Source organism: Flavobacterium calami, from assembly GCF_038290035.1.
Lineage (GTDB): Bacteria > Bacteroidota > Bacteroidia > Flavobacteriales > Flavobacteriaceae > Flavobacterium > Flavobacterium calami.
This window is the reverse complement of record NZ_JBBYHS010000024.1, coordinates 1-23,416: the sequence shown is the minus strand read 5'-3', so window position 1 is coordinate 23,416 and position 23,416 is coordinate 1. Positions and strand designations below refer to the sequence as shown.

Genomic DNA, 23,416 nt, shown 5'->3' with positions numbered 1-23,416 from the left:
TTCTAATTAAGTGTAATATAAGTTAAAGAATTATAGATATAAAGAATATTTGATTTCAAGAACGAATAATGAGACAAGAACGAATAAAAGACAGGGTATTAAAAAGAGCAGCCAGATCATGGGGTTTTTCAGATGTGGAAATGGAAACTTCATTTGATCCTGTTGTGTCCATGATGCTAAATGCATTATCGTATGAATTAGAAAAAGTGGCACACGAACTTGAAGACTCCAAAACACGGGTAGTTGAAAGAGTCTTGGAAATTATGTTTCCTGAAGTTGCTGCCGGTGCTAAACCGGCCAGAGCAATCATGCATGCACTGCCAATAGATAACAATATGAAAGTTTCTCTGCAAAACCAAATGACGGTGAGCAGAAGGTTGCACAATATTTATAACCCTTTGGCACCTATTACTAAAGAAATTGTTCTTTCACCAACCCTGGAAGTAAAATTATCTTCCTGTGAGGTTAGATATGTAGCGTACGAAAGAAATCTGTATGAGGTTTCCAATCTGTTTTATAAAGACGCAGTTAGAGATTACAAACATTCGCTGCCTTCCGGAGAAGTATTTTTAGGAATCGAATTAAAAGACACCAATGTATTTGAGTTGGAGGATTTAATGCTGTACATTGATATTAAAAATATCCATCAGAAAGAGATGTTTCATTATTATCTAAAGCAAATGAAATGCTATCATGATGATATAGAAATTAAAGTAAAAGAGGGGTATAATGTTCCGGTAAACAGTCTTGATATCGAAAACATCATAAACCGCAACTATACGCACCTGAGTGAATTGATGCAGGAAGTAAACGAGTTTTATTTTGATAATTTTTATACGCTAAAAGGCGTATTAAAACATAAAAAAATAAACGAATATCATCCTGAATATAAGTTTTTTGAGAATATAACAAATCATAACGAAAATCCTGTTATTTGGATAAAAATGGTTTTTCCGGAATCTTTAATTCCTCAAATAATAGACAATGTATCTTTTACCGCAAATTGTTTTCCGGTAATTAATAAAAAACGCCATGTGATAAACAAAACTCTTGGAGGATTTTTGTCGTACGTAGCATTAGATACAGGTAGTGATATTTATCTGGATGTAGATACTGTTGTAGATACCTATGCAAATCATTATGAAATTAAGGATTTTAGCGAAGGTGTAATCGAAGAAGGAAATGCGGTATTACGTGCAGGGGGAGTTTCCAGATTTGATTCAAGATCAGCTTCAGAACTGCTTCAGAATGTATTGGATTTATTAAAAGATGAAAGTTCTTCTTTTGCAGGTTTGGGGAAAGATTTTATGAATAGTTCTTTGATAGAGATTAATCAATTGTTGGCCTCTGTTGAGCAGCAAGCCAAAGAAAGTAATTTTTCTAAAAACAACGATCCCTATTTAATGATTAAGCCTAAAGTAAATGAATCTGCCGGAAAAACATTTACAATAAGTTATTGGTCAACTTGCGCAGAGGACGGTAATGATATTAAAGCCGGGACAGTTCTGGAAGCTAAGGATGATTTGTTCTTTACGAGTAAGGCCGCAACATTAGTTACAAATACAGTAGGAGGAACAAACAAACAAAACAATAAAGACAGAATTTTAGAATACCGAAATGCCTTATTAACAAGAGGAAGAATAGTAACTTTTGCTGATATAAAAGCATTTAGTTTTAATCATTTTAAAAGTTACATTCAGGATGTTAAAATTGAAAAAGGAACCCGAAAAGAAATTTCAAGCAAAGCAGGTTTTAGCCGTACTGTAGATATTCATATAAAAACGAATCAGGAAGAAAAAGAATCTTTATCAGCGACAGAGTGGAATTATTTATGTGAAAGCTATATGAAAAACTTAATTAATAAATCTTCGAATGTGTTTCCGTATCGATTATTTATAGAAAATGAGCCTGTAGCCTTAGGAAACCGGTAAGAAATCCATTTTAAACTTAAAAATGTTTTTCAATTAAGTAAAGAAGCCGTCTTTGGACAGCTAAAAAGCAATAATAAATTTAATCGATTTACTTTCAAAGGATTAGATAAAGTAGAAATGGAATTTCTATTGATGGCTATTGGACACAATTTTAGAAAAATGGTGGCAAATAACAATAAAAAGCATAATACTCATATAAAATTTTCTATGCGAGTTCGAAATAGAGTTGTAGAAGTCGAAATTTACCTTTTTAAAATCGCAACAGAATATTTTTTCATAAAACAACCAATGCAAAATCAATCCCTAAAATTTGCTGCATAAAAAAGGCTGCCCTTTTCGGACAGCCTCTTTACTTAATTAATATGTTGATATTGCCGAAAGATTAATTTGGATAAGAATTCGATATATTCCAAATCTATTTGGATCATGCTTTCACATTCGTTTTTAATTCATAATTTTATTGTAATCTAAAATGGAAATCATGACAAAGAAAAAAATTGCTGAGGATTTTCTTAAACTAGCCGTTGCTGGGCATTCAAACGAAGCTTTCCGATTATACACCGGCAAAAATTTCAGGCATCATAATGTTTATTTTAAAGGAGATGCAGAAACATTAATGCAGGCTATGGAAGAATCAGCAAAAACAAATCCCAATAAAATTTTCACCATTCATCATATTTTAGAAGACGGAAATTTAGTTGCAGTTCATTCACATGTCAAACAAAATTTAACAGATTTGGGTGCTGCTGTTGTTCATATTTTTCGATTTGAATCAGACAAAATAGTCGAACTTTGGGATTCAGGACAGCCCGTTCCTAATAAAATAATTAATGAAAATGGAATGTTTTAAACTGATTCAAAATGGCTAAAAATAAAACCACAGAAACAGAAAGCATTGTTATTGATTTTATTAATACTATTACTGATGAAGGGAAAAGAAAAGACGTTTATGAACTTCTATATATAGCACAGAAAGTTACCGGTTTTGAACCTAAAATGTGGGGAGCAGCAATTATTGGCTTTGGAAATTATCATTACAAATACGATAGCGGGCATGAAGGCGATGCTCCATTAGTTGGTTTTTCTCCCAGAAAAGATGCGATTTCACTTTACTTGTCTTCTTCTTTTGAAAATAAAGAGGAACTACTTTCTAAATTCGGAAAACATAAAGCCGGAAAAGGCTGTATATACATCAAAAAACTAACGGATATTGATATTGAGGTTTTAAAAGAAATGATTTCACTTTCAGTCAACAGTTTTAAAAAAATATATCCTTCAAAATAAATGGTTACATTCAAAATAGCACTTATGCTTTTTTTAAAGCCAAAATATCAAAGCGTAATTTTAAAAATAAAACCCAAAAAAATTGAATTATAAAAAACTAATACCCGTATTTATCTTGTTAATTTTTGAAAGTTCTTTCTCACAAAACACTTACGTTTTTTTAGGTTCATACAACAAAGATAAAACGGCGGAATCAATTCAGGTTTACCAGTTGGATACCCTAAACGGAAATCTGAGTAAAATAACCGGAGAGAAGAATATAATTAATCCGTCGTTTTTAACTGTTTCTCCAAACGGAAAATATGTGTATGCCTGTACCGATACGAAAACAGCAAATGCCGGGAGTGTAAGCAGTTTTGAATTTAATGCACAAAATAAAACTCTTACCTTTTTAAATAAGCAGGCAAGCGGAGGAGAAAATCCGGTTTATGTTACCATTCACAAAAATGGAAAATGGATTGCTAATGCCAATTATAATGAAGGAAGTGTTTCGGTTTTTCCTGTTTTAGAAAATGGAAAAATAGATTCTATAGTTCAAAATTTTAAATATACTGACGGAAGTATTCACAAAGAAAGGCAAACACGTTCTCATGTTCATTCGGCGGTATTTTCTCCCGGTTTTGATTATCTCTTTTTACCGGATTTAGGGGCTGATAAAATAAGATGTTATCAATTTGATGAAAAACAAAAGAAGCCTTTATTTGAAGCTAAACTTCCTTTTACAAAAACCGATTTAGAAGCCGGGCCAAGGCATTTTACTTTTCATCCGAATCAAAAATTTGGATATTGTATTGAAGAGATGGCTGGTCAAATAAGTGTTTACCAATATAAAAAGGGAAGCTTAAAAAAGATTCAGCGCATTAGCGCAAATCCTGATACTATAACAGAAGGTTATGCAAGTTCGGATATTCATATTTCTCCTGATGGGAAATTTTTATACGCCTCAAATAGGGGAAAAGAAAATAATATTGCTATTTTTTCTATTGATAAAAAAGGGCTCTTAAAAAATATAGGATATCAGTCTACTTTTGGGGATCATCCGAGGGTTTTTGCTCTTGACGAAACCGGAAATTTTTTAATTGCAACAAACGTCAATTCTGGAAATGTAGTCGTTTTTAGAAGAAATAAAAAAAGTGGTCTGTTGACCAAAACGGGAGAAGAAATTAAAATGCCAAATGTTTCGTGTGTAAAAATCAAACAAATACTGTAAAAAAATAAAAAATGAAAACACTCAATTTCAATTTACAGCCTGAAATTTTAGAAAATAAAATCATAAAGTTAATTCCGCTTCAGGAAGATCATTTTGAAACCCTTTATGAAATAGCCTCAGATCCTTTAGTTTGGGAGCAGCATCCAATAAAAGACCGATATAAAAAAGATGTTTTTAAATCTTTTTTTGAGGGAGCCATGAGTTCAAAAGGTTCCTTCTTGATTCTTGACCAAGAAACAAACGAAGTGATTGGAACAACACGATTTTATGATTACAACCCAGAGAAATCAAATGTAGGTATTGGTTATACTTTTATAGGGCGAAAATTCTGGGGAGGTCCTTATAATGCTGCTGCAAAAAAAATGCTTATTGATTATGCTTTTAAAACAGTAGATTCAATACTTTTTCATGTTGGCGCAGAGAATATCCGTTCACAAAAAGCAGTTTTGAAATTAGGAGCTGTAAAAAGAAACGAAATAATTTATCCAGATAATGGAGGAGTTCTACATTTTGAATATGAATTGGCTAAAATTGAATAGTAATACCTATTGACAATTAAAATTGATGTTGAGGATGTTATCGTATCTCGTCAAAAGTATTTCCCTGATGGATATCACCGCTGTTATATCCTTTTTTAAACCAGTACATTCGTTGTTCAGAGGTGCCATGGGTAAATGAGTCAGGTACTACATGCCCCTGCATTTTGCTTTGGATGGCATCATCACCAACAGCGTGCGCAGCACTCAGTGCTTCCTCAATATCGCCCTCGTCCAGATTTTGTTTGTTATAATGTGCCCATACACCCGCATAGAAATCTGCCTGAAGTTCCAGTGCTACAGATAGTTTGTTAGCAGCAGCTTCACTTTTTCCTTCCTGTGCTTCACGCATTTTGGCAGAGGTGCCCAGTAAGGTCTGTACATGATGTCCTATTTCATGAGCAATGACATACGCTATGGCAAAATCACCGCCTTTTGCGCCAAACTTAGTTTTTAATTCTTCAAAAAAATCAAGATCCATATATACTTTTTGGTCGCCCGGGCAATAAAAAGGTCCCGAGGCAGATGAAGCACCACCGCAGGCAGTCTGAACACTTCCTCTAAAAAGAACGAGTTTTGGCTCTTTATATGTCATTCCGTTTTCTTCAAAAATTTTTCCCCAGATATCTTCAGTATAAGCTAAGGTTACTTTAACAAAATCACCGAGTTCTTTATCTTCAGCACTTAGTGGTGCAGCAGTTTCAGTTTGGGGTTGACCACCTTGTAATTGTTCGAGTATAGGCGTAATGACTTTTGCATTTTCACCACCGAAAACATTCACTAATAAAATGATAACACCAATGATTCCGCCTCCCAGAACGGCTTTACCTCCGGATACGGAACGCCTGTCTTCAACATTGTCGCTTTGTCTTCTGCCTAACCATTTCATAGTATATTATTTTTAAGTTCCTTTATTGATTTGTGAATAACTAATTTATATTATTTTTTGCAATAAATGGGCTTCTAAGAATATTATTGTTTATTAAACTAACCATTTAAGTAAAATAGTTTCAATAACTCCCTTCATAATCGGTTTGGCAATATAATCGTTCATTCCTGCTAACAGACATTTGTCACGCTCTTCTTTTTCTGCACCAGCTGTCACTGCAATGATAGGAATTTTTTCGCCTTTAAGCGTGTTGCGTACTATTTTGGTAGTTTCATAACCGTTCATAACAGGCATCTGGATATCCATAAAAATTAAATCTGGTGTAATGCTTTCAAACTGAAGAAGTGCTTCATGACCATTTTCGCTACCATAAATAGTACTTTCCGGGCATAGGTTTTTAAGAATTGTTTTTAAAAGCAGCATGTTTACCTTATTATCTTCCACAATCATAAAAACCGGGGTTTGTACAGGTGGTAAGTTTAGTACTGCAGGGATATCATTATCTTTGATTATGTTTTTTTCGTTTGGGTTCTCATGGCTTGTGAAGAGTTTAAGGTCAAAATAAAAGGTACTTCCTTCTCCGATAGCACTTTTAAGCTGTAGATGACTGCTCATTAATGCCAGTAGCTGGTTCGAAATTGTAAGACCTAGTCCGGTACCACCAAATTTTCGGGTAGTAGAACCGTCTTCCTGTGAAAAAGCCTTAAATATCTTTGCTTGGTTTTCTTCCAGAATTCCTATACCAGTATCTGTAACCGCAAATCGCATGGTGCATAGCGGCTCTTGGATTTCTATCACTGTAACATCGAGTCTGATTAACCCTTTTGGAGTAAATTTGACAGCATTCGACAATAAATTGATTAGTATTTGTTTTAGGCGTACAATGTCGGTACGAATATATTTTGGAACATTGGTTGCAACATGAAGCTCAAGGTTAAGGTTTTTGAGATTTGCTTCATACCGAATAAGATCGAATGTCTGCTCTAGTAATTTTTTGATATCATATAGGTCGATAAACAGTTCGAGTTTGCCTGCTTCAATTTTAGAAAAATCAAGAATATCATTGATAATCTCTAATAATGAATGTGCCGACTGGTTAATCGTAGTCATGTATTTTTCCTGTATTGGGGCAAGTTCGGTTTTCATAAGCAGGTTAGTAAAACCGATAATACCGTTAAGAGGAGTCCTTATTTCATGCGACATATTGGCAAGGAATTCCGACTTAGATTTATTGGCCGCTTCCGCAAGCTGTTTGGCTTTTATAGCGTCTTCTGTTTGTTTTTTATTCGTTATATCGAAATAAATACCCCCTACAAATTCAATTTCATCTCCCTTTTTGATAACATCTCCAAATTCCTCTATCCAGATATATTCACCGCTTTTTCGTTTAATTCGGTAAGTATTGTGTAATGGTTTTCCGTGCTGTAAATTTTGTACCTGATTATGGATTACATCCTCTTTGTCGTCGGGATGAATAAGTGATAAAAAAGAAAGGTTATGCTCTAGAAATTCGACTTTGGAATAGCCTGTAAGATTAAGAATCTGGTCATTCAGGAATATTTTGGTCGAGAAAGCATCAAATTTAGACAGATAGACTGTACCAGGAATATTATTGGTAATTAGTTTAAACTTCTCTTCACTTTCAAGGATTTTGCTCTGATTCCGGTTTCGTTCAAGGGCAGACGAAATATTGTTGGCAAGGGTCTGGAAAATATAAATCTCTTCTTCGGACCATTTATGTTCGTTTTTGCAATCATCAAAACCAATAAAACCGCTAAAGATATCATGCACATACAGAGGAAGAATCAATATCGATTTGATATGATGAGTTTCTAGTAAATTTTTAAAAAAAGAATCATCAAGCTGACGGGTCAGCGTGTTCAGTATTTTCCTGCTTTGTGCTTTTTCAACGATTTCTTTTAAATTGGTTTCAGTAAACTTTTGAAGAATGATATTTTCGTTCAGATCTTCAGCTCGTGACCATTTGTATTTTTGGCTAATGGTATTAGTCTCAAAATCCTTTTCATAATAATAAATATGGTCGGCATTGGCTACTTTTCCTATGATATTATAGGTTTCCTGAAACATTTCTTCAATAGTCTTACTTAGTAAAAATTTCTCTGTGCAAAGAGCCAGTGCAGAGAGTAACTGACTTTTAAGTTCCAGTTTACGTTCAGCTTTCAGACGCATTTGTGACGAAATGGCAAGTGAGATGACATCGGCAATAGTCCGGGCGTAATTAATATCCTCATTGTCCCATGTTCTTTTCTTTTTAGTACTTTCAAAACAAATTACACCTGAGAGCCGTCCACTATAAAAAACAGGTACATCCAGCATAGAAATAATCTTATTCTGGATAAAATATTCTTTTTGAAATTCTGAGGTCTCCTTTTTGTTAAAAACATCAGGAGCATTAATGATGGCTTTCTTTTGCAAAGTCTCAAAATAAACAGGCAGGGAGGCCTTGTCAAGGATATGGGTATTGTAAAAATCAGATTTATCTTTGTTGTAAAAGTTTTTGCAGATAAGAGTGTCATTACTGTATTTCCAGAAACTGATTCGGTTGGCTTTTGAAACAGCAGCTTCTTTAATGATAAAATCAATTAAACTGTGCAGGTTGTCAAAAAGGCTAAAGTCGGTCGTAGATAATTTTTTGGTAGAATTAGTGTACGATTCGATTTTTTCAAGCCTGATTCTTTTTTCGTTTTCGTTGTTTTTAAGTTCCGTAATATCGCGGGCAATACCAGCAAAACCGACTACTTGTCCCAGATCATTTTTCTGTGTGATAACTTTTTGAGAAATCCAGATAGCATCACCGTTTTTCTTTAAAATTGGAAATTCAATAGTGTCATAATTGAATTTATTTTCTTCGAGGTTTTCATAAAAATCAGCAACCTTTTTTCGGTAATCTGGATGGATGAAATTAGAATAATGAGCAGATATGACCTCTTTTTCGGTATATTCCAGTACAGAAAAAGCAAAATCATTTATAAAGGTAAAATTTCCTTCTGTATCAATTTCAAAAATAATATCGGCTGCGGTCTGGATCAGGTTTTTATACTGGTCTTTTATTTTGAATTGCTCCGTAATATCCTGTCCTATACCAATAATCAGATCTTCGGTAAAACGTTTGTCTTTCCATTGAATGTATTTGTGTTCGCCGTTTTTACATTTTAATTTTCTAACGTACGGGACATTGCTCTGGTAAGTGTCCCAAAATTGATCACCAATAAAATCGGGATCTTCGGTAAGTTTCCAAAATCCCATTCCCATTACTTCCTCGCTAGTATATCCAAGTATTTCGGTAATAGACTCACTGCAAAATATAAGTTCACCTTTTTTATTGCAGGCGAGTGTGAGTGAATTGCCCTTGTGTACTATTTCATTGGTAAACCTGAAATTATCCCGGGTATTTAAAAAAATGGCGTATTTAACATGGTTGATTACAAAAATAACCAGGCAGAAAGACATCAATAAAACAGAAGATTTTAGCGGTATCGAATTAAAAACAAGGTTGACTATGTTGAAAATAAATACAGCAACGACAAAAAAACGGTAAATTTTTATGGGTCTTAGAATACTATACGAAAAATAAAAAGATATTAAAAAACCGATAATTGGTACGTTGTCATTCGGGAAAATAATAATATTGCGTGCTATGTGGGCTGTAAATAATAAAAAGATACTGATGAAAATGATACCAACTTTGTTTTTGAAAGACTCATTTTTATAACTTAAAAAATAAAGCAGTAAGATAGAAAACCCTATAGAAAGATTGACGGCCAGAAGACTTTTTGACCTTATTTTAAAAATTTCATTGATGATTTCGATCACTATGATAGTAATACCGAAAAATAAAAGGTAAAGCTGATATTCTTTATTAGTAACTTCTTTTTCCTTATTTTTTTCAATGAAGGAACCAATCTGTTTTTTGATATTAAAAAAATTGTAAACCAGCATCCCCAAAAACAAACAGAGACCGAGCCCCAAAAGAATAAGTTTTGGGATGTAATGAAAAACAAAATCCGGAGGCAAAAAAAGCTGGAGTCCCCATGATAGTTTCAGGCTATTGCCAAAAAAAGCAAGCCCTGAAAATTCAAAATCATAAAAACTGCAGCTTCCTCCCATAAGATTTGGATTGGTGTTGTTCTTAAATAGTAAGCTGAGTTATTCCCAATCTGACTGACCTATTGAATCAATAGAGTCCTGATTTTCAATTCCGATGATTGCGCTGTAAATCGCATATTTTACAGAATAAGTAATAGGAATCGTAAACACTACGCCAATACAGCACCCGATAAAACCAACAAGGGAACCAATGAATGCTACAATAAGCAGAAGTGCAATTACAACGGGTTGTTTGCTTACAATAATAATACTCGATTTAATAGCGTCTGTTGTGTTGAGATTTCCAAAAATAATTAATGGTATCGTTAATGATGTAAAGAGCGAAATCCCTAATGACAATAAAGTATCGATAAAAGTAATTCCAATAAAGTTTAACCCAACTGAAATCAGACCTGTTAGAAGGCTGATTAATAATGAGGCAATAAAAATTCTGGAAAAATAAGGCGCTTTATAATAAGTAAAAATAGTCGAAAAATTAAAAGACTGGTCTTTTTCTGCACAATCGGCCATTTTTAAAAATCCTGCGGAAAAAGGACCAAAAATAGCAGTTAAACCAACAATGACAGCGGTGTAAATTAGAAGCATTTCTGGTGTCGGTTCCTGTTTTTGTAAGGATTCTAAAAACTCTTTGTTAAAATTTTCAACCCCATATATGCTGGCAAAGATTCCTCCTCCCAAAAAAAAGGAGAGTATTGAAATGACCAATAAAATAAGTCCGGCGTAAATGGCTATTTTTTTATAATTTTCGAAAGTATTGGTAAAAACTTCCGAGAAATCTATGTTATAACCGTTGTTTTTTATCTCTTCGATTTGATTAAGGGTAGACTTCATAATCTGATAAAATTGTATTAAACTGTTTAGGTTTTTAGGTTAAAATTTAAACGTAAATATAGATGTTTTTAATCAATTTTATTAGAGTCTGTCCGGTTATTATTGGCTATATCCAGTCTAACAACTTTCGGATGTTTTTCAATTTATCTTTATAAGGGGCATAACGCATAGGAAGGTCAAGCCAGTTGGCTTTTTTAACAATGGATTTATGGTGTGAAAAAATATCAAAACTGAGTTTTCCATGGTAGGCTCCGATACCGCTGTACCCAACACCTCCAAAAGGGAGTCTTTTGTTCGAAAAATGAATTACAGTATCATTGATACAGCCACCTCCAAAGGAATAACGTGAAATCATCTTTTGAGAAAAAGAATCATTTTCGCTAAAAATATAAAAGGCGAGAGGTTTTTCATATTTGCTGATAATCCTATCAATGTCCTCTTCTGAATCATAAGACAGAATTGGCAGCACAGGACCAAAAATCTCTTCCGACATGATTTTACTGTTTAGTTCGGGTTCGTCAACAAGAGTGGGGGCGATGTAAAGATCGGCAGCATCCGATTCTCCTCCGAAAAATACTTTTTCCGGGGAAATCATATCTGTCAGACGCACCCAGTTTTTAGCGTTGATAATACGGGCATAATCAGGTGAGTCTTGTATTTTTTTGCCATAAGCGAGAATGATTTCTTCAATGAGGTACGTAATAAAATTAATTTTCATATTTTTTTGTACCAGAATATAATCCGGAGCGATACAGGTTTGTCCGGCATTAATAAATTTTCCCCAGATGATGCGTTTGGCAGCAAGTCTTAAGTTCGCGGTTTCGTCAATCACACAAGGATTTTTACCACCCAGTTCCAGTGTTACTGGAGTTAAATGCTCGGCGGCGGCTTTAGCTACAATTTTGCCAACAGTAACGCTTCCGGTAAAGAAAATATAATCCCAGCGTTTTGCCAAAAGTTTTTCTGAAATTTCAACACCTCCCTGAACAACTTCCACATGATTGATGTGGAATGATTTTTCGATAATTTTGGCGATGATGGCAGAAGTATGCGGAGTAAGTTCTGAAGGTTTTAATACGACCCTGTTTCCTGCAGCTACGGCAGAAATTAAAGGACATAAAGCCAGTTGAAAAGGATAATTCCAGGGAGCAATAACCAAAACGTCTCCATAAGGTTCTTTATAAATATAATCTGTCGATGGAAAATTGAGCAGGGAAGGAAAAACGCGTTGAGGTTTTGTCCATGTGTTTATATTTTTTATGGTCGTTTTCAGTTCTGAAATAACATAATTTGTCTCAGTTAAAACGGCTTCGAATTCCGGTTTTTTAAAATCATCATACAAGGCCTTCACAATTAAATCCTCACTTTTCTGAATGTTAAAAAGTAATTTTTTAAGCGTTTCTTTTCTGTACTTTATATCGTTTTTATAGTCCATTTTAGTGAAAACTTAAATTTTGGCTATGCAAGTTAACAGATATAAATTGAAAATATTACAATTAAATCATAAAAATCATACAGCATTCCAGATTGTTTCATCCGGAGTTGGGGCAGTTATAATGATATTTTCTTTGGAAACAGGATGAACAAAAACTAATTTTCGTGCATGCAGGTGAATGCCTCCGTCAGGGTTACTCCGGTCAGCCCCATATTTCAAATCTCCTTTTATGGGAGAACCAATAGCAGATAACTGAGCACGGATTTGGTGATGACGGCCTGTATGAAGATTAATCTCTAAAGCCGTATAATTTTGAAGTTCTTTAATAATGGTATAATCCAGACTCGCCAGTTTGCTGTCCGGAACTTCTTTTAAATGTGCTTTTGAAGTATTGTTTTTTTCGTTTCTTTTTAAATAATGAACCAGTCTGGCTGAAGCTTCTTTTGGTTTGTTTTTTACCACAGCCCAATACGTTTTTTTAGTTTCACGATTGCTGAATAATTCATTCATTCGGGACAAAGCTTTACTGGTTCTGGCAAAAACCACAATTCCGGTTGTGGGACGATCCAGTCGGTGAATCACACCTAGAAAAACATCGCCAGGTTTATTGTATTTGTCTTTTATGTATTCTTTTACAATATCAGACAAGGGTTTGTCTCCGGTTTTATCTCCTTGTACAATATCTCCAACACGTTTATTGACTACAATAATATGGTTGTCTTCGTGGAGGATTTGGAGGTTATTTTTGTTGGAAACGATTTTCATTTAGACTTGCTTAGATTTTTAGACTGGCTTAGGCTTTTAGATTTTAATTTTCTTTGGAATTATAACAAAGTTGCTCTGAATCTTGAAGTCATTTTAGTTATTTCTTCTAGCAGATTTATCAATTCTATTATGTTTTCTTCATTAATAAACCCTAAATCAGATGAAATTAAAAGTTGAGTTTCTACTTCGTAAGCAGAACCAATTGCAATTTCTAAGAATCGTGCAAAATCTTTATTAGAATTTCTTGAAGACCCTTCAGCAATGTTTGAAGGAATAGAAACAGCAGCTCTTCGTAATTGATTTGTAATTCCAAATTTTTCTTCATTCGGAAAATTAGCTGTTACATTGTAAATTTTAGAACAAAACAATCTGCTTTTTTTCCAAATTAAAAGTTCTTTAAATTGATGCATAATATCTTTAGATGATTAGATTTTAGACTGGCTTAGACTTTTTAGATTAAATTTAGAATTCAAATCTAAGAAGTCTAATGTCTAAGAAGTCTAAAAATCTAGACTAGTATTGTTCTCTTTCATTAGGAAAGTCCTTCGATTTCACATCAGCTGCATACTGACCGATGGCTTTGGTCATTTCTTCATATAAATTCAGGTAACGGCGAAGGAAACGCGGACTGAATTCATTGTTCATTCCCAGCATATCATGAATAACGAGAACCTGTCCGTCAACACCGCCTCCGGCACCTATTCCGATAACCGGGATTGAAATACTTTTAGCCACTTTTTCGGCTAAATCAGCAGGTATTTTTTCAAGTACCACTGCAAAACAACCCACTTTTTCAAGCATTTTGGCATCTTCAATTAATTTTTCTGCTTCTTCGTCTTCTTTGGCACGAACGCTGTAAGTTCCGAATTTATAAATAGACTGAGGAGTTAATCCCAAATGACCCATTACAGGAATTCCGGCATTTAATATTTTTTTGATGGATTCTTTAATTTCTTTTCCGCCTTCCAGTTTCACAGCATGTCCACCGCTTTCTTTCATGATTCTGATAGCAGAACGCAAAGCTTCTTTAGGATCAGACTGGTAACTTCCAAAAGGTAAATCAACCACGACCAAACCTCTTTCTACTGCACGAACAACCGATGAAGCATGGTAAATCATTTGATCTAAAGTAATAGGCAAAGTTGTTTCATGACCAGCCATTACATTAGAAGCCGAATCTCCCACTAAAATGACGTCTACACCAGCAGTATCAACAATTTTTGCCATCGTATAATCGTAAGCCGTTAACATAGAGATTTTTTCTCCATGACTTTTCATTTCTATTAACGACTTTGTAGTGATTCTTTTATAATCTTTTTTTGCTACTGACATTGATACTTTTTTTAGTTTTTTTGAATAGTTTTAAAGTTGATTTTCTTTAAAACGAATTTTTTTTTGCAAAATTAAGCAATATTATACTAACAATCGGCCATATTTACCGCAATTGCCAAACCGCCTTCTGAGGTTTCTTTGTATTTTGAATTCATGTCTTTAGCTGTTTCCCACATCGTATTGATTACTTTGTCTAATGGAACTTTGGCATTTTTAGAATCGGTTTCCAAAGCAAGTTCGGCTGCGTTTATGGCTTTTATGGCACCCATCGTATTTCTTTCAATACACGGAATCTGAACCAGACCGCCAATTGGGTCACAGGTTAAACCCAAATGATGTTCCATGGCAATTTCGGCTGCCATTAAAACCTGTGCAGGAGTGCCGCCCATTAATTCGCAAAGTGCTGCAGCAGCCATTGAGGACGAAACGCCAATTTCGGCCTGACAACCACCCATTGCGGCAGAAATGGTAGATCCTTGTTTGAATAAACTTCCTATTTCTCCGGCTACCATCAAAAATTGTTTAATTTCTTTTTCGCCAGCGTTATGGTTTTCTATTACCAAATAATACATCAAAACTGCCGGGATTACTCCGGCACTTCCGTTTGTTGGGGCTGTGACAACACGTCCTAAAGAGGCATTGACTTCATTTACAGCCAATGCAAAACAGCTAACCCATTTTAGGATTTGACGAAATTTTACCTCGGTTTTCCTGATTTCTTCCAGCCACGATTGGGGATCATTATAATTTGATAAACCAATTAAATTCTGATGCATATCAAAAGCTCTACGGCGAACATTCAATCCTCCGGGAAGAATTCCTTCAGAATGGCAGCCAATATACATGCATTCTAACATGGTTTTCCAGATACGCATTAATTCGGAGTGAATTTTGTCTTCAGAGCGCATTGATTTTTCATTTTCATATACGATTTCAGAAATCTTTTTATTTTCCTGAATTGTATACTTTAATAAATCATCGGCATTGTCAATCATAAACGGAAAAGCACATTTTATGGCAATTTTATTTTTGGCATTCGTACGTTCTTCTTTTACTACAAAACCACCGCCAATAGAATAAAAGGTAGATTCGTATTCAGAATCATCATTTTTATAAGCCGTAAACTTTAATCCGTTGGCATGAAAGGGAAGAAAGTCTTTATTGAAAATAATATCCTGAAGAAAATAAAACGGAATTTTAACCTGATCTCCCAAAAAAATCTCATTTTTAGTCTCAATCGTTTTGATGATTCCCGAAATATTTTCAACGGGAATGTATTCAGGATCCTGACCGCTTAGTCCAAGCATAACAGCCAGATCGGTAGCATGACCTTTGCCTGTTAACGAAAGCGATCCGTACAGGTCAACTTTAACTCTGATAATTTGTTCTAAAATGGTTTGCTCTCTTAACTCTTTCAAAAAGCGTTCTGCTGCGCGCCAAGGTCCGAGCGTGTGGGAACTTGATGGGCCGACACCAATTTTAAGCATATCAAAAACAGAGATACATTCTTCCATTGTTTAGTTTTTTATTAAAACAAAGATAGTTGAATAATGCAAAGAAGTTTCATTTTTATTTGTTAATGTTGCGGTTTTGTTAAAAAATATATTAAATATTAATAATTCGTCAAGGAAATAAAATTTATTACTTAATATCGGGCTTTAATAAAAAGTTCAGTCCTTTTTTTAGGTATTTTTGTAATGAGGCTTTCTCTGAAAAACTGGTCTTTTTTAGTTTTTTAATAATTGAAACAAATAGCACACTATGGGTATTTGGTTTGAATTCTGAAAAGATAATTTTCAGGGAATAGTTATAATACCAGCAGCTAAAACTACACTATGATAGAATTTTTCAGGCATTTTATACAAGAATTTGAATTACCGCTTACCAATCCAGTATTGATTTTTTCGTTGATACTTCTAATCATTTTATTAAGCCCCATTTTGCTCAAAAAAATTAACATTCCCGGAATTATAGGTTTGATTATTTCGGGTGTAATTATTGGGCCTCACGGGTTTAATATTTTGGCTAAAAACTCTGCTGTCGATTTATTTTCAACTATTGGATTGCTTTATATTATGTTTATTGCAGGTTTGGAACTCGATATGAATGAGTTTAAAGCCAACCGAAATAAAAGTTTATTATTCGGTTTTTTTACTTTCATATTTCCGCTGACTATTGGGTTTCCGGTTTGTTTTTATTTGCTGCAATACGATTTTAACGCCAGTTTTTTAACGGCAAGTATGTTTGCAACCCACACGTTGGTGGCATATCCGATTGTGAGTAAATTAGGGATTGCCAAAAATCAGGCGGTTGCTATAACCGTAGGAGGAACGATTTTGACAGACACAGCCGTTTTGATTATTCTGGCGGTGATTATGGGAAGCAGCCAGGGAAATCTGAATCAGGCTTTCTGGATAAAATTAGGGGTTTCACTGGCTATTTTTTCGGCAATTATGTTTTTGGTGATTCCAAGAATTGCAAAATGGTTTTTTAAAAAACTGGAAAGTGAAAAACACGCACATTATATTTTTGTACTTTCTGTAGTTTTCTTTGCTGCGTTTTTGGCAGAAGTAGCAGGAGTAGAACCCATTATTGGTGCTTTCGTAGCAGGTCTGGCTTTAAATCCTTTAATTCCGCATTCATCAGCGTTAATGAACAGAATTGAGTTTATAGGGAACGCTTTGTTTATTCCTTTTTTCCTGATTTCGGTAGGAATGCTCGTGGATATTAGTGTGATTTTAAGTGGACCAACAGCATTGATTGTTGCCGGAACTTTGAGCGTTGTGGCCATTTTTGGAAAATGGATTGCAGCTTTCTTTACACAAATTGTTTTTAAATATACAAGAACAGAAAGACAGTTGATTTTTGGATTGAGCAGTGCACATGCAGCAGCAACACTGGCCGTAATTCTGGTTGGGTTTAAAGCAAAAATTCTGGATGAAAACATATTAAACGGAACGATTATTTTAATATTGATTACTTGTATCGTAGCTTCTTTTGCAACTGAAAAAGCAGGTAAAAAGATTGCCATCTGCGAAGAAGAAGTTTCGCCGGAAGATGCCAGTAAAGATTTGATTTTAGATGAACATATTTTGATTCCGCTGGCAAAAACTTCGGCAACGGCCAGTTTATTAGATTTTGCACTTTTGATAAAAGATAAAAAGTCTTCAAATCCTGTAACTTTATTAACGATAGTGCCAAACAATGACCAGGCAGAAATTAATATTTTAAAATACAGAAAAGCAGTCGATAAATTTGTGATTCAGGGTTCTGCTTCAGAAGTAAAAATTAATACCATAGCCAGAATAGACCATAATCCTGCCAGTGGAATTGCGAGAACTTCCAAAGAAATCATGTCGGATATTGTGATTGTGGGATGGCCTAGAAAAACAGGTTTTCTGGATAAGATTTTTGGTGAAAACGTTGACTCTATTATTAACAATGTTGACAAAAGCTTATTCATCTGTAGATTTCCGAAAAACTTTATAGAAGAAAAAAGACTGGTTTTTATTTGCCCGCCTTTTTCTGAGAGAGGAATAGGATTTCATCTTTTATTACAGAAAATCTGCAGACTGTCGCAGGAATTTAGTATTCCGATTGTCATTTATGCCGAATATAAAACGCATCAGGCCATACAGCAGATTGCTAATAATTTGAGATTAAATGCGAAATTAGGTTTTAAAAGTGTTTTAGACTGGGATGATTTTGAGGCTATTACCGATGAAATTAAGCCAACCGATTTGATTGTTTTCAATTTATCAAGAAAAGGTTCTGTTTCTTACCAGTCGATTTTTGATAGATTGCCTCAGAAATTTGAGAAGTCATTCAGCGAAAACAATATAATTTTGGTATACCAGCAGGATGACCGTAAAGAAAGTGCCATGGATGCTTATGAAGATTTTACAGCCACGCCTTTAACCAAAGGAATAGAAGCCATTGAGCAGATTGGCAAAGGATTGGGGAATATTTTGAAGAAGGGGTAAATTAAGAATTAAGAATATTCAGATTATTGCTCTTCTGTTTAAATTTAATAAAAAATGAATCATAATATCAAATCTATCCGCCCATTTATAGGTTCTAAAAACTTTGAAACTTCAAGACGTTTTTATAGGGATTTGGGGTATGAAGAAACAATTTTAGATTCTAAATTGTCCGTATTTAAATCAAACGAAATAGCATTTTATCTACAAGATGCCTATGTTAAGGATTGGATTGACAACACCATGATTTTTTTGGAAGTTGATGATGTCGATTGTTATTATAATGCCCTTTTGGCTTTAAATCTTCCTGAAAAATATCCTGATGTTAAATTAATTCCAACTCGTAATTTAGACTGGGGAAGCGAATGTTTTTTGCATGATCCTTCCGGAATTTTATGGCATTTCGGAAAGTTTAAATAATTATCTTAAATAAAGATCACACATATTTACGGTGTTCTTTTCACGCTGATACCAGTCGTTAAAAACCAGTTCAATTTTTTCAGCAGTAAATTTTCCAAAATTATGATTTCTGAATTTTTCAATTACTTCTATTAGTTTCTCAGGGTTTTCTAATTTTTTCTGAAATCGCATTATTGTCGAATGCGCAGCAGTGATAATGTAACGGCTGTCTATGCTTTGAGGAAGAGAAGAGCTTTTGAAATTTTCGCGCAGTTTGTCCCGTAAAACATTCAATGAGTTGTCAGTTGGAAAACCCTGAAGCATAATAGCAGAAGGGGAGAGAGTTACCCCCTGAAAATCAATTTGTATTTCATTTACATCTACAAGGCTTTTCTCGATGATATCAACATACTCAGACATACTAAATTTATCCAGTGAAAAACCTTGATAACATGAAATTAAGGACATGATGGTAATATGAATATCAGAGTTGGGATAATAGTACTGATGAGGTTCTGTTTTTTTTAATTCTTTTAAAAATGCCTGAATATTAGCCTTTATTTCTTCATTTGGACGAACCAGTAAAGTAATGCCGAATCTCCTGTCTGACTCATCATTGATTTTGGAATCAATAGTATAATTTCCTGATAAAATGAGTTCAGATGATTTTTTGAAAAGCGCATTATAATGTTCAGATAAATTCATATTTGATTATTTATTTTTTACTTTTTCAAGATTTTCTTTAACTCTGAATTTGACAATTTTGGTAATTAAATCAAAAGGCATGGGCTGATTTAACGGAAATTGTACAGAACCTTTACCTGATTTGTATTTTGAAAGAGCTTCCTTAAATTCTTCATGTCCGCTTGGCAGCGCATAGAGTCCAATGTGATTTTTAAAAGCGGCAAAATAAACAAGGATTCCGTTTTGCTCAAAAGCTGGCATGGAGTAACTGATTTTTTCTTTGGCATCAGGAGCAGCTTTATGGATTGTCATTCTGACTTTTTCTAAAATTCCCTGTACCTCATTTGGAAAACCACCGATATATTGATCAATTGTAGTAGGTTTTGAAATCGGAATTGTTGCCATGACAATTATTTTTTAGATGATTAACTCAAACCTTTCGGGAATCGGTCTAATACCAAATTCAACTGAATCTGATGTTCTAAAAAAGCTTTAGCTCCTGCCAAAACAAGGGTAAAACCTTCAGTAGCATTTCGAACTTCAGAAAGTATTTTATCAGCATCGCCCTTAAAATTAGAATTGGTAATGCTAACAAAAGTTTCTTTTTCGTTCAATGGGTTGAAAATCCATTCTACAATGGTTTCCTCTCCGCTATTTCCCCATTCGATAACAATTCGTCTGTCTTCTTCAATTATTTTAGTTAAAACAGTAAGCGAAAAACCATACATCTCCCAGCTCCATACGGTTGATTTGCCTTCTTCTAAATTTTCGGATCCCTTGGTAAACCAAAATTTGCTGGTAATTTCAGGATTTATAAAAGCCTGAAAAACTTCTGAAACAGGTTTTCTAATCAGCATTTCGGCTTTTGCAAAATTATTATTCACTGTTGCCATATTTACAGATTTTGAAACGTTATTTACTACTGTTAAAAGGGATATTGTTGTAAACCACTATCTGAAATTGATTCCTCCCTGTGTTTTCCTGAATCTGTCTCATAAATCCGGCTTCTACCCTGAAATTTTTATTGATTACATATCCTAAAGCTCCATATATGCGATCGCGGTCAAAGGCTGGTGATTCTGCGTTTATAAAAATTTCATTATAAGCGGAGAAATAAAAAGCATTATCTTCCATTTTAGGCTTGTTCAGCGGAACATTTATAGCTAAAAAATAGCGAAAACGCATTTGGAAGTCATCTTTTAAAAAACGTTCTTCCACGCGATAACGGTGCTGCAGATAAACTCTTCCAAAATTTTGGCGTGTTATAAACTGTTGAAAAATACGATGTTCATTACTGTCTGCTTTATTGTCTGTTCCCGGAATATAATTTTGTGAATTAATAAAACCGTAACCTAATAAAACATTATTGTTGTTTTCAGTAAGATTGTATCCGATTCCCGTTCTTAATAATAACTGTTGAGTGTCTCCTGCAAAATTATAATTTCGGTATTGCACTTCGTTATGCCAGTTCCATTTTTTATTGATGGCCTGATTTCCAAAATAGATAAACCAGTTTCCGGTATCTGTGTCTTGTGCATTTATGAAATTTACTGATAAAATAAGGGCGAATAAGAGAGAAGTGGCTTTTAAATGTTTCATTTAAGATAACTGATTTTCTGTTTTTTTTGGAGTCACAAGATAAGAAAGTTATTCGGTAAATTATGTTAAAAACAGAAAATCAGGTTGTCAAAAAAGACTAAAGTTCCTTTTTTTCAATCCATTTCCCAACACTTGGAGCTTTGTAATTCTTCATTTTATCCAATAATTCATCAATGTTATCACTTACTAAAAGCATCTGTTGATTCACATCCTTCAGTAAACCTTTACTAACCATGATTTCAGTCAATTGTATCAAAGAATCATAAAAACCATTAATATTTAAAATTGCAATTGGTTTTTTATGCAGTCCTAATTGAGCCCAGGTAAGCATTTCGAAAAGTTCTTCCAATGTTCCAAAGCCGCCTGGGAGCGCAATTACACCATCACATAAATCATTCATTCTGGTTTTTCTTTCGTGCATGCTTTCCACCAGAATAAGTTCTGTTAAGCCCAGATGTGCAATTTCTTTAGATCTTAAAAAATTAGGCAAAACACCAATTGCTTTTCCGCCGTTATTTAAAACACTATCTGCTACTGCACCCATCAATCCTACATTGGCACCGCCATAAACCAATTCTATATTTTCCTGTGCTAATGTTTTACCCAGTAAAGCTGCCTGTTCTCTATAAATTTCTTCGGTACCAAAACTGGATCCGCAGAAGACTGTTATTCTTTTCATTTTTTTTTAGGATTTAGGGCTAAATTAACCCCAATCTTTGTATTTGCCAAATCATCCAAATACAAAACCTACTTTTCATTAAGCCAAATGCCCAATTCCGTTGTAGTGGCTCTTGTGTGGCGTGCTTTTATTTCTGATTTAGAACCTCCAATATTTCTTCAGAAGGAGCATCACATTCTGAGCTCGTTAAGTACAAGTCAAAAGCTTGATTCAAGACTTCTTTGACAATATTAGATAACTGCTTTTTGGTAACACTTTTTTCTGGAAAGTCATAATCCATTTCAAGATTAAAAATAATATCGTCAACTTCCGTTTCATAATCATTTAAATCTGGAATGCTATGTTCAGCATTTCCTAGTGGATTCCATTGCTTTAGTATCGACTTGATTTGTTCGATTTTTTGTTTTTGATTCATTTTGTCTGTGGATGTTTGTATTTGGCTTAAGAGTCTTCCTTAGTATTGGATTTTATATTTAGTTTTGATATGGATTTCATAATAGAAATCTTCATCATAATTACTTGGTGAAATTCCAAGAATGTAATTTTGGTCGTTTTGTTTTTCAAACGACACTAATACATAAGGATTATATTTTGAACTATCCATAAATTAATTAAGTCTTGCATTTTACGATGCGTTTTGCAAAAATAGCAACTAACGTCAGTCTGTGAAAAAACCTCTTCAAATTTAGAAAGTATTCGGAGAGCTTCCGGAGAAAAATCTCAAATATGATATTCTCAAGACGTTGATTTTAGTTTTTTCACAGACTGACGTTCTCGTGCGACAAGCAGTTTGGAATTAAATTTGCGTTATCTTTCGGATTTGCCAAATCATCCCAAATACAAAACCATCTTTCCATTAAGCCAAATGCCCAAATTGCTTGTAGCGTGTGGTGGCAGTAGTTTTTATCCTAATCTAAAAATTAATGCCATATTTTCACTTACAGCTTTTTCGTATGCTTTTTTAATGTTTTCAAAATATTGCATTAAAAAATCTCTATCTCTTTTCGGAGTATTTGGGTTATTTTCAATTTCTCCTTTATTTAAATATTCAATGAAATTTTCTGAAGTTATTTTGTCCAATATTTCAGTTTTGTTTTTTTTTACTTCATTAGATTTTGAAAATCCAATAAAACCGTCTTCCGGACTAAAAGAATTATTTCCCTGCAAAATTTTACCAACTGAGGCACTGTTTAAATTAGAATATTTAGACAAAATTTCTAAAAGGTTTATTGCGAAATAACTTAAATCCGCAATTTCGGTTAAAGATTCTAATAAATCAAAATCATTTTTAATTAAGGATTTTAATTTATCGTCTGTAGTCTTATATAATGAACCTGTTAATGACATAATTTTCAGTTTTTTTATTAAGGATTTTTGATTCTGCGCTAAAATTCTAACTAATGTTTTTTATGTTTATAAAATCAATAATTTTTTCTAATATTCATCCAAACTCTCACTTTCTTCCGTTAGCTGAAGAAGTCAATTTCGTGTAAATATGTGTAATTACTGCCAACGTTCTCGCGCTACAAGCAGTTTGGGACTAAATTAAGCCCATTATTCTGATTTGCCAAATCTTCCAAATACAAACCAATTTTTCCATTAAGGCAAATGCCCAAATTGCTTGTAGCGTGTGTGCTTGTTGCACAACTGTTCAAATATATAAAAAACGTTGTTTAAAAATATGATTTTTGGTATTTTTAAGTATGCAAGGAAGAAAGGAACTCAGCCCAAAAA

24 protein-coding genes are annotated in these 23,416 nt (G+C 33.9%); 8 read left to right on the top strand and 16 right to left on the bottom strand.

Annotation, left to right across the window (positions count from 1 at the left end):
• Nucleotides 1-68 precede the first annotated feature (68 nt).
• From AAEO57_RS18860 to AAEO57_RS18840, 6 genes are all read left to right on the top strand, one after another.
• Nucleotides 69-1,931 (top strand): type VI secretion system baseplate subunit TssF, encoded by a 1,863-nt coding sequence (locus AAEO57_RS18860; protein ID WP_341694590.1) that lies wholly within the window; start codon nucleotides 69-71, stop codon nucleotides 1,929-1,931.
• 3 nt (nucleotides 1,932-1,934) lie between these two features.
• The gene (locus AAEO57_RS20900; protein ID WP_423972154.1) at nucleotides 1,935-2,252 is read left to right on the top strand and encodes a transposase; all 318 of its coding nucleotides are present in this window, start codon (nucleotides 1,935-1,937) and stop codon (nucleotides 2,250-2,252) included.
• Nucleotides 2,253-2,412: 160 nt separating this feature from the next.
• Nucleotides 2,413-2,781 carry a nuclear transport factor 2 family protein gene (locus AAEO57_RS18855; RefSeq protein ID WP_341694589.1) on the top strand — a complete coding sequence of 123 codons (369 nt, stop codon included), beginning with the start codon at nucleotides 2,413-2,415 and terminating at the stop codon, nucleotides 2,779-2,781.
• Between the two features lie 11 nt (nucleotides 2,782-2,792).
• On the top strand, nucleotides 2,793-3,215 hold the full coding sequence (locus tag AAEO57_RS18850) for a DUF1801 domain-containing protein (RefSeq protein ID WP_341694588.1): 423 nt from the start codon (nucleotides 2,793-2,795) through the stop codon (nucleotides 3,213-3,215).
• An 82-nt stretch (nucleotides 3,216-3,297) separates the two neighbouring features.
• Complete coding sequence (locus tag AAEO57_RS18845; RefSeq protein ID WP_341694587.1) at nucleotides 3,298-4,425, top strand: lactonase family protein; 1,128 nt, start codon at nucleotides 3,298-3,300, stop codon at nucleotides 4,423-4,425.
• A gap of 11 nt (nucleotides 4,426-4,436) precedes the next feature.
• On the top strand, nucleotides 4,437-4,964 hold the full coding sequence (locus tag AAEO57_RS18840; RefSeq protein WP_341694586.1) for a GNAT family N-acetyltransferase: 528 nt from the start codon (nucleotides 4,437-4,439) through the stop codon (nucleotides 4,962-4,964).
• A gap of 37 nt (nucleotides 4,965-5,001) precedes the next feature.
• Here AAEO57_RS18840 and ypfJ read toward each other — a convergent pair whose 3' ends face one another.
• From ypfJ to AAEO57_RS18800, 8 genes are all read right to left on the bottom strand, one after another.
• Nucleotides 5,002-5,850 (bottom strand): KPN_02809 family neutral zinc metallopeptidase, encoded by an 849-nt coding sequence (ypfJ, locus tag AAEO57_RS18835; RefSeq protein WP_341694585.1) that lies wholly within the window; start codon nucleotides 5,848-5,850, stop codon nucleotides 5,002-5,004.
• Between the two features lie 93 nt (nucleotides 5,851-5,943).
• Nucleotides 5,944-9,978 carry a PAS domain S-box protein gene (locus AAEO57_RS18830; RefSeq protein ID WP_341694584.1) on the bottom strand — a complete coding sequence of 1,345 codons (4,035 nt, stop codon included), beginning with the start codon at nucleotides 9,976-9,978 and terminating at the stop codon, nucleotides 5,944-5,946.
• Nucleotides 9,979-10,017: 39 nt separating this feature from the next.
• Nucleotides 10,018-10,809 carry a hypothetical protein gene (locus AAEO57_RS18825; protein ID WP_341694583.1) on the bottom strand — a complete coding sequence of 264 codons (792 nt, stop codon included), beginning with the start codon at nucleotides 10,807-10,809 and terminating at the stop codon, nucleotides 10,018-10,020.
• Nucleotides 10,810-10,915: 106 nt separating this feature from the next.
• Nucleotides 10,916-12,244 (bottom strand): aldehyde dehydrogenase, encoded by a 1,329-nt coding sequence (locus tag AAEO57_RS18820; protein ID WP_341694582.1) that lies wholly within the window; start codon nucleotides 12,242-12,244, stop codon nucleotides 10,916-10,918.
• Nucleotides 12,245-12,319: 75 nt separating this feature from the next.
• Entirely contained in the window at nucleotides 12,320-13,009 is a 690-nt protein-coding gene (locus AAEO57_RS18815; protein ID WP_341694581.1) for an RluA family pseudouridine synthase, read from the bottom strand.
• A gap of 59 nt (nucleotides 13,010-13,068) precedes the next feature.
• Nucleotides 13,069-13,419 (bottom strand): four helix bundle protein, encoded by a 351-nt coding sequence (locus AAEO57_RS18810; protein ID WP_341694580.1) that lies wholly within the window; start codon nucleotides 13,417-13,419, stop codon nucleotides 13,069-13,071.
• Nucleotides 13,420-13,522: 103 nt separating this feature from the next.
• Nucleotides 13,523-14,341 (bottom strand): 3-methyl-2-oxobutanoate hydroxymethyltransferase, encoded by an 819-nt coding sequence (gene panB, locus AAEO57_RS18805; protein WP_341694579.1) that lies wholly within the window; start codon nucleotides 14,339-14,341, stop codon nucleotides 13,523-13,525.
• Between the two features lie 86 nt (nucleotides 14,342-14,427).
• Complete coding sequence (locus AAEO57_RS18800) at nucleotides 14,428-15,855, bottom strand: L-serine ammonia-lyase (RefSeq protein ID WP_341694578.1); 1,428 nt, start codon at nucleotides 15,853-15,855, stop codon at nucleotides 14,428-14,430.
• A 321-nt stretch (nucleotides 15,856-16,176) separates the two neighbouring features.
• Between AAEO57_RS18800 and AAEO57_RS18795 the strand changes: the two genes are divergently transcribed.
• Together AAEO57_RS18795 and AAEO57_RS18790 are read left to right on the top strand one after the other, a co-directional pair.
• Nucleotides 16,177-18,324: a cation:proton antiporter gene (locus tag AAEO57_RS18795; protein WP_341694577.1), complete on the top strand. Its 2,148-nt coding sequence runs from the start codon at nucleotides 16,177-16,179 to the stop codon at nucleotides 18,322-18,324.
• A 54-nt stretch (nucleotides 18,325-18,378) separates the two neighbouring features.
• The gene (locus AAEO57_RS18790) at nucleotides 18,379-18,741 is read left to right on the top strand and encodes a VOC family protein (protein ID WP_341694576.1); all 363 of its coding nucleotides are present in this window, start codon (nucleotides 18,379-18,381) and stop codon (nucleotides 18,739-18,741) included.
• On the opposite strand, the gene AAEO57_RS18785 is transcribed toward AAEO57_RS18790, so the two are convergent.
• From AAEO57_RS18785 to AAEO57_RS18750, 8 genes are all read right to left on the bottom strand, one after another.
• Nucleotides 18,742-19,425 carry a 2'-5' RNA ligase family protein gene (locus tag AAEO57_RS18785; RefSeq protein WP_341694575.1) on the bottom strand — a complete coding sequence of 228 codons (684 nt, stop codon included), beginning with the start codon at nucleotides 19,423-19,425 and terminating at the stop codon, nucleotides 18,742-18,744. It abuts the gene before it with no gap.
• A gap of 6 nt (nucleotides 19,426-19,431) precedes the next feature.
• Nucleotides 19,432-19,809 (bottom strand): iron chaperone, encoded by a 378-nt coding sequence (locus tag AAEO57_RS18780; protein ID WP_341694574.1) that lies wholly within the window; start codon nucleotides 19,807-19,809, stop codon nucleotides 19,432-19,434.
• A gap of 20 nt (nucleotides 19,810-19,829) precedes the next feature.
• On the bottom strand, nucleotides 19,830-20,297 hold the full coding sequence (locus AAEO57_RS18775) for an SRPBCC family protein (RefSeq protein WP_341694573.1): 468 nt from the start codon (nucleotides 20,295-20,297) through the stop codon (nucleotides 19,830-19,832).
• 19 nt (nucleotides 20,298-20,316) lie between these two features.
• Nucleotides 20,317-21,003 (bottom strand): DUF2490 domain-containing protein, encoded by a 687-nt coding sequence (locus AAEO57_RS18770; RefSeq protein WP_341694572.1) that lies wholly within the window; start codon nucleotides 21,001-21,003, stop codon nucleotides 20,317-20,319.
• Between the two features lie 97 nt (nucleotides 21,004-21,100).
• Complete coding sequence (locus tag AAEO57_RS18765; protein WP_341694571.1) at nucleotides 21,101-21,682, bottom strand: LOG family protein; 582 nt, start codon at nucleotides 21,680-21,682, stop codon at nucleotides 21,101-21,103.
• Nucleotides 21,683-21,809: 127 nt separating this feature from the next.
• Nucleotides 21,810-22,097 carry a hypothetical protein gene (locus tag AAEO57_RS18760; protein ID WP_341694570.1) on the bottom strand — a complete coding sequence of 96 codons (288 nt, stop codon included), beginning with the start codon at nucleotides 22,095-22,097 and terminating at the stop codon, nucleotides 21,810-21,812.
• A 39-nt stretch (nucleotides 22,098-22,136) separates the two neighbouring features.
• Nucleotides 22,137-22,286, bottom strand: a complete 150-nt coding sequence (locus AAEO57_RS18755) for a hypothetical protein (protein WP_341694569.1) — start codon at nucleotides 22,284-22,286, stop codon at nucleotides 22,137-22,139.
• A gap of 299 nt (nucleotides 22,287-22,585) precedes the next feature.
• Entirely contained in the window at nucleotides 22,586-23,029 is a 444-nt protein-coding gene (locus AAEO57_RS18750; RefSeq protein WP_341694568.1) for a DUF1877 family protein, read from the bottom strand.
• Nucleotides 23,030-23,416 lie beyond the last annotated feature (387 nt).

Coding starts and splice junctions, on each gene's coding strand:
- AAEO57_RS18775 (WP_341694573.1), bottom strand. CDS start 20,297: ATGGCAACAGTGAATAATAATTTTGCAAAAGCCGAAATGCTGATTAGA.
- AAEO57_RS18815 (WP_341694581.1), bottom strand. CDS start 13,009: ATGAAAATCGTTTCCAACAAAAATAACCTCCAAATCCTCCACGAAGAC.
- AAEO57_RS18810 (WP_341694580.1), bottom strand. CDS start 13,419: ATGCATCAATTTAAAGAACTTTTAATTTGGAAAAAAAGCAGATTGTTT.
- AAEO57_RS18840 (WP_341694586.1), top strand. CDS start 4,437: ATGAAAACACTCAATTTCAATTTACAGCCTGAAATTTTAGAAAATAAA.
- AAEO57_RS18860 (WP_341694590.1), top strand. CDS start 69: ATGAGACAAGAACGAATAAAAGACAGGGTATTAAAAAGAGCAGCCAGA.
- AAEO57_RS18830 (WP_341694584.1), bottom strand. CDS start 9,978: ATGGGAGGAAGCTGCAGTTTTTATGATTTTGAATTTTCAGGGCTTGCT.
- panB (WP_341694579.1), bottom strand. CDS start 14,341: ATGTCAGTAGCAAAAAAAGATTATAAAAGAATCACTACAAAGTCGTTA.
- AAEO57_RS18800 (WP_341694578.1), bottom strand. CDS start 15,855: ATGGAAGAATGTATCTCTGTTTTTGATATGCTTAAAATTGGTGTCGGC.
- AAEO57_RS18795 (WP_341694577.1), top strand. CDS start 16,177: ATGATAGAATTTTTCAGGCATTTTATACAAGAATTTGAATTACCGCTT.
- AAEO57_RS18850 (WP_341694588.1), top strand. CDS start 2,793: ATGGCTAAAAATAAAACCACAGAAACAGAAAGCATTGTTATTGATTTT.
- AAEO57_RS18770 (WP_341694572.1), bottom strand. CDS start 21,003: ATGAAACATTTAAAAGCCACTTCTCTCTTATTCGCCCTTATTTTATCA.
- AAEO57_RS18820 (WP_341694582.1), bottom strand. CDS start 12,244: ATGGACTATAAAAACGATATAAAGTACAGAAAAGAAACGCTTAAAAAA.
- AAEO57_RS18760 (WP_341694570.1), bottom strand. CDS start 22,097: ATGAATCAAAAACAAAAAATCGAACAAATCAAGTCGATACTAAAGCAA.
- AAEO57_RS18855 (WP_341694589.1), top strand. CDS start 2,413: ATGACAAAGAAAAAAATTGCTGAGGATTTTCTTAAACTAGCCGTTGCT.
- AAEO57_RS18755 (WP_341694569.1), bottom strand. CDS start 22,286: ATGGATAGTTCAAAATATAATCCTTATGTATTAGTGTCGTTTGAAAAA.
- AAEO57_RS18825 (WP_341694583.1), bottom strand. CDS start 10,809: ATGAAGTCTACCCTTAATCAAATCGAAGAGATAAAAAACAACGGTTAT.
- AAEO57_RS18780 (WP_341694574.1), bottom strand. CDS start 19,809: ATGGCAACAATTCCGATTTCAAAACCTACTACAATTGATCAATATATC.
- AAEO57_RS18785 (WP_341694575.1), bottom strand. CDS start 19,425: ATGAATTTATCTGAACATTATAATGCGCTTTTCAAAAAATCATCTGAA.
- AAEO57_RS18765 (WP_341694571.1), bottom strand. CDS start 21,682: ATGAAAAGAATAACAGTCTTCTGCGGATCCAGTTTTGGTACCGAAGAA.
- AAEO57_RS18750 (WP_341694568.1), bottom strand. CDS start 23,029: ATGTCATTAACAGGTTCATTATATAAGACTACAGACGATAAATTAAAA.
- AAEO57_RS18790 (WP_341694576.1), top strand. CDS start 18,379: ATGAATCATAATATCAAATCTATCCGCCCATTTATAGGTTCTAAAAAC.
- ypfJ (WP_341694585.1), bottom strand. CDS start 5,850: ATGAAATGGTTAGGCAGAAGACAAAGCGACAATGTTGAAGACAGGCGT.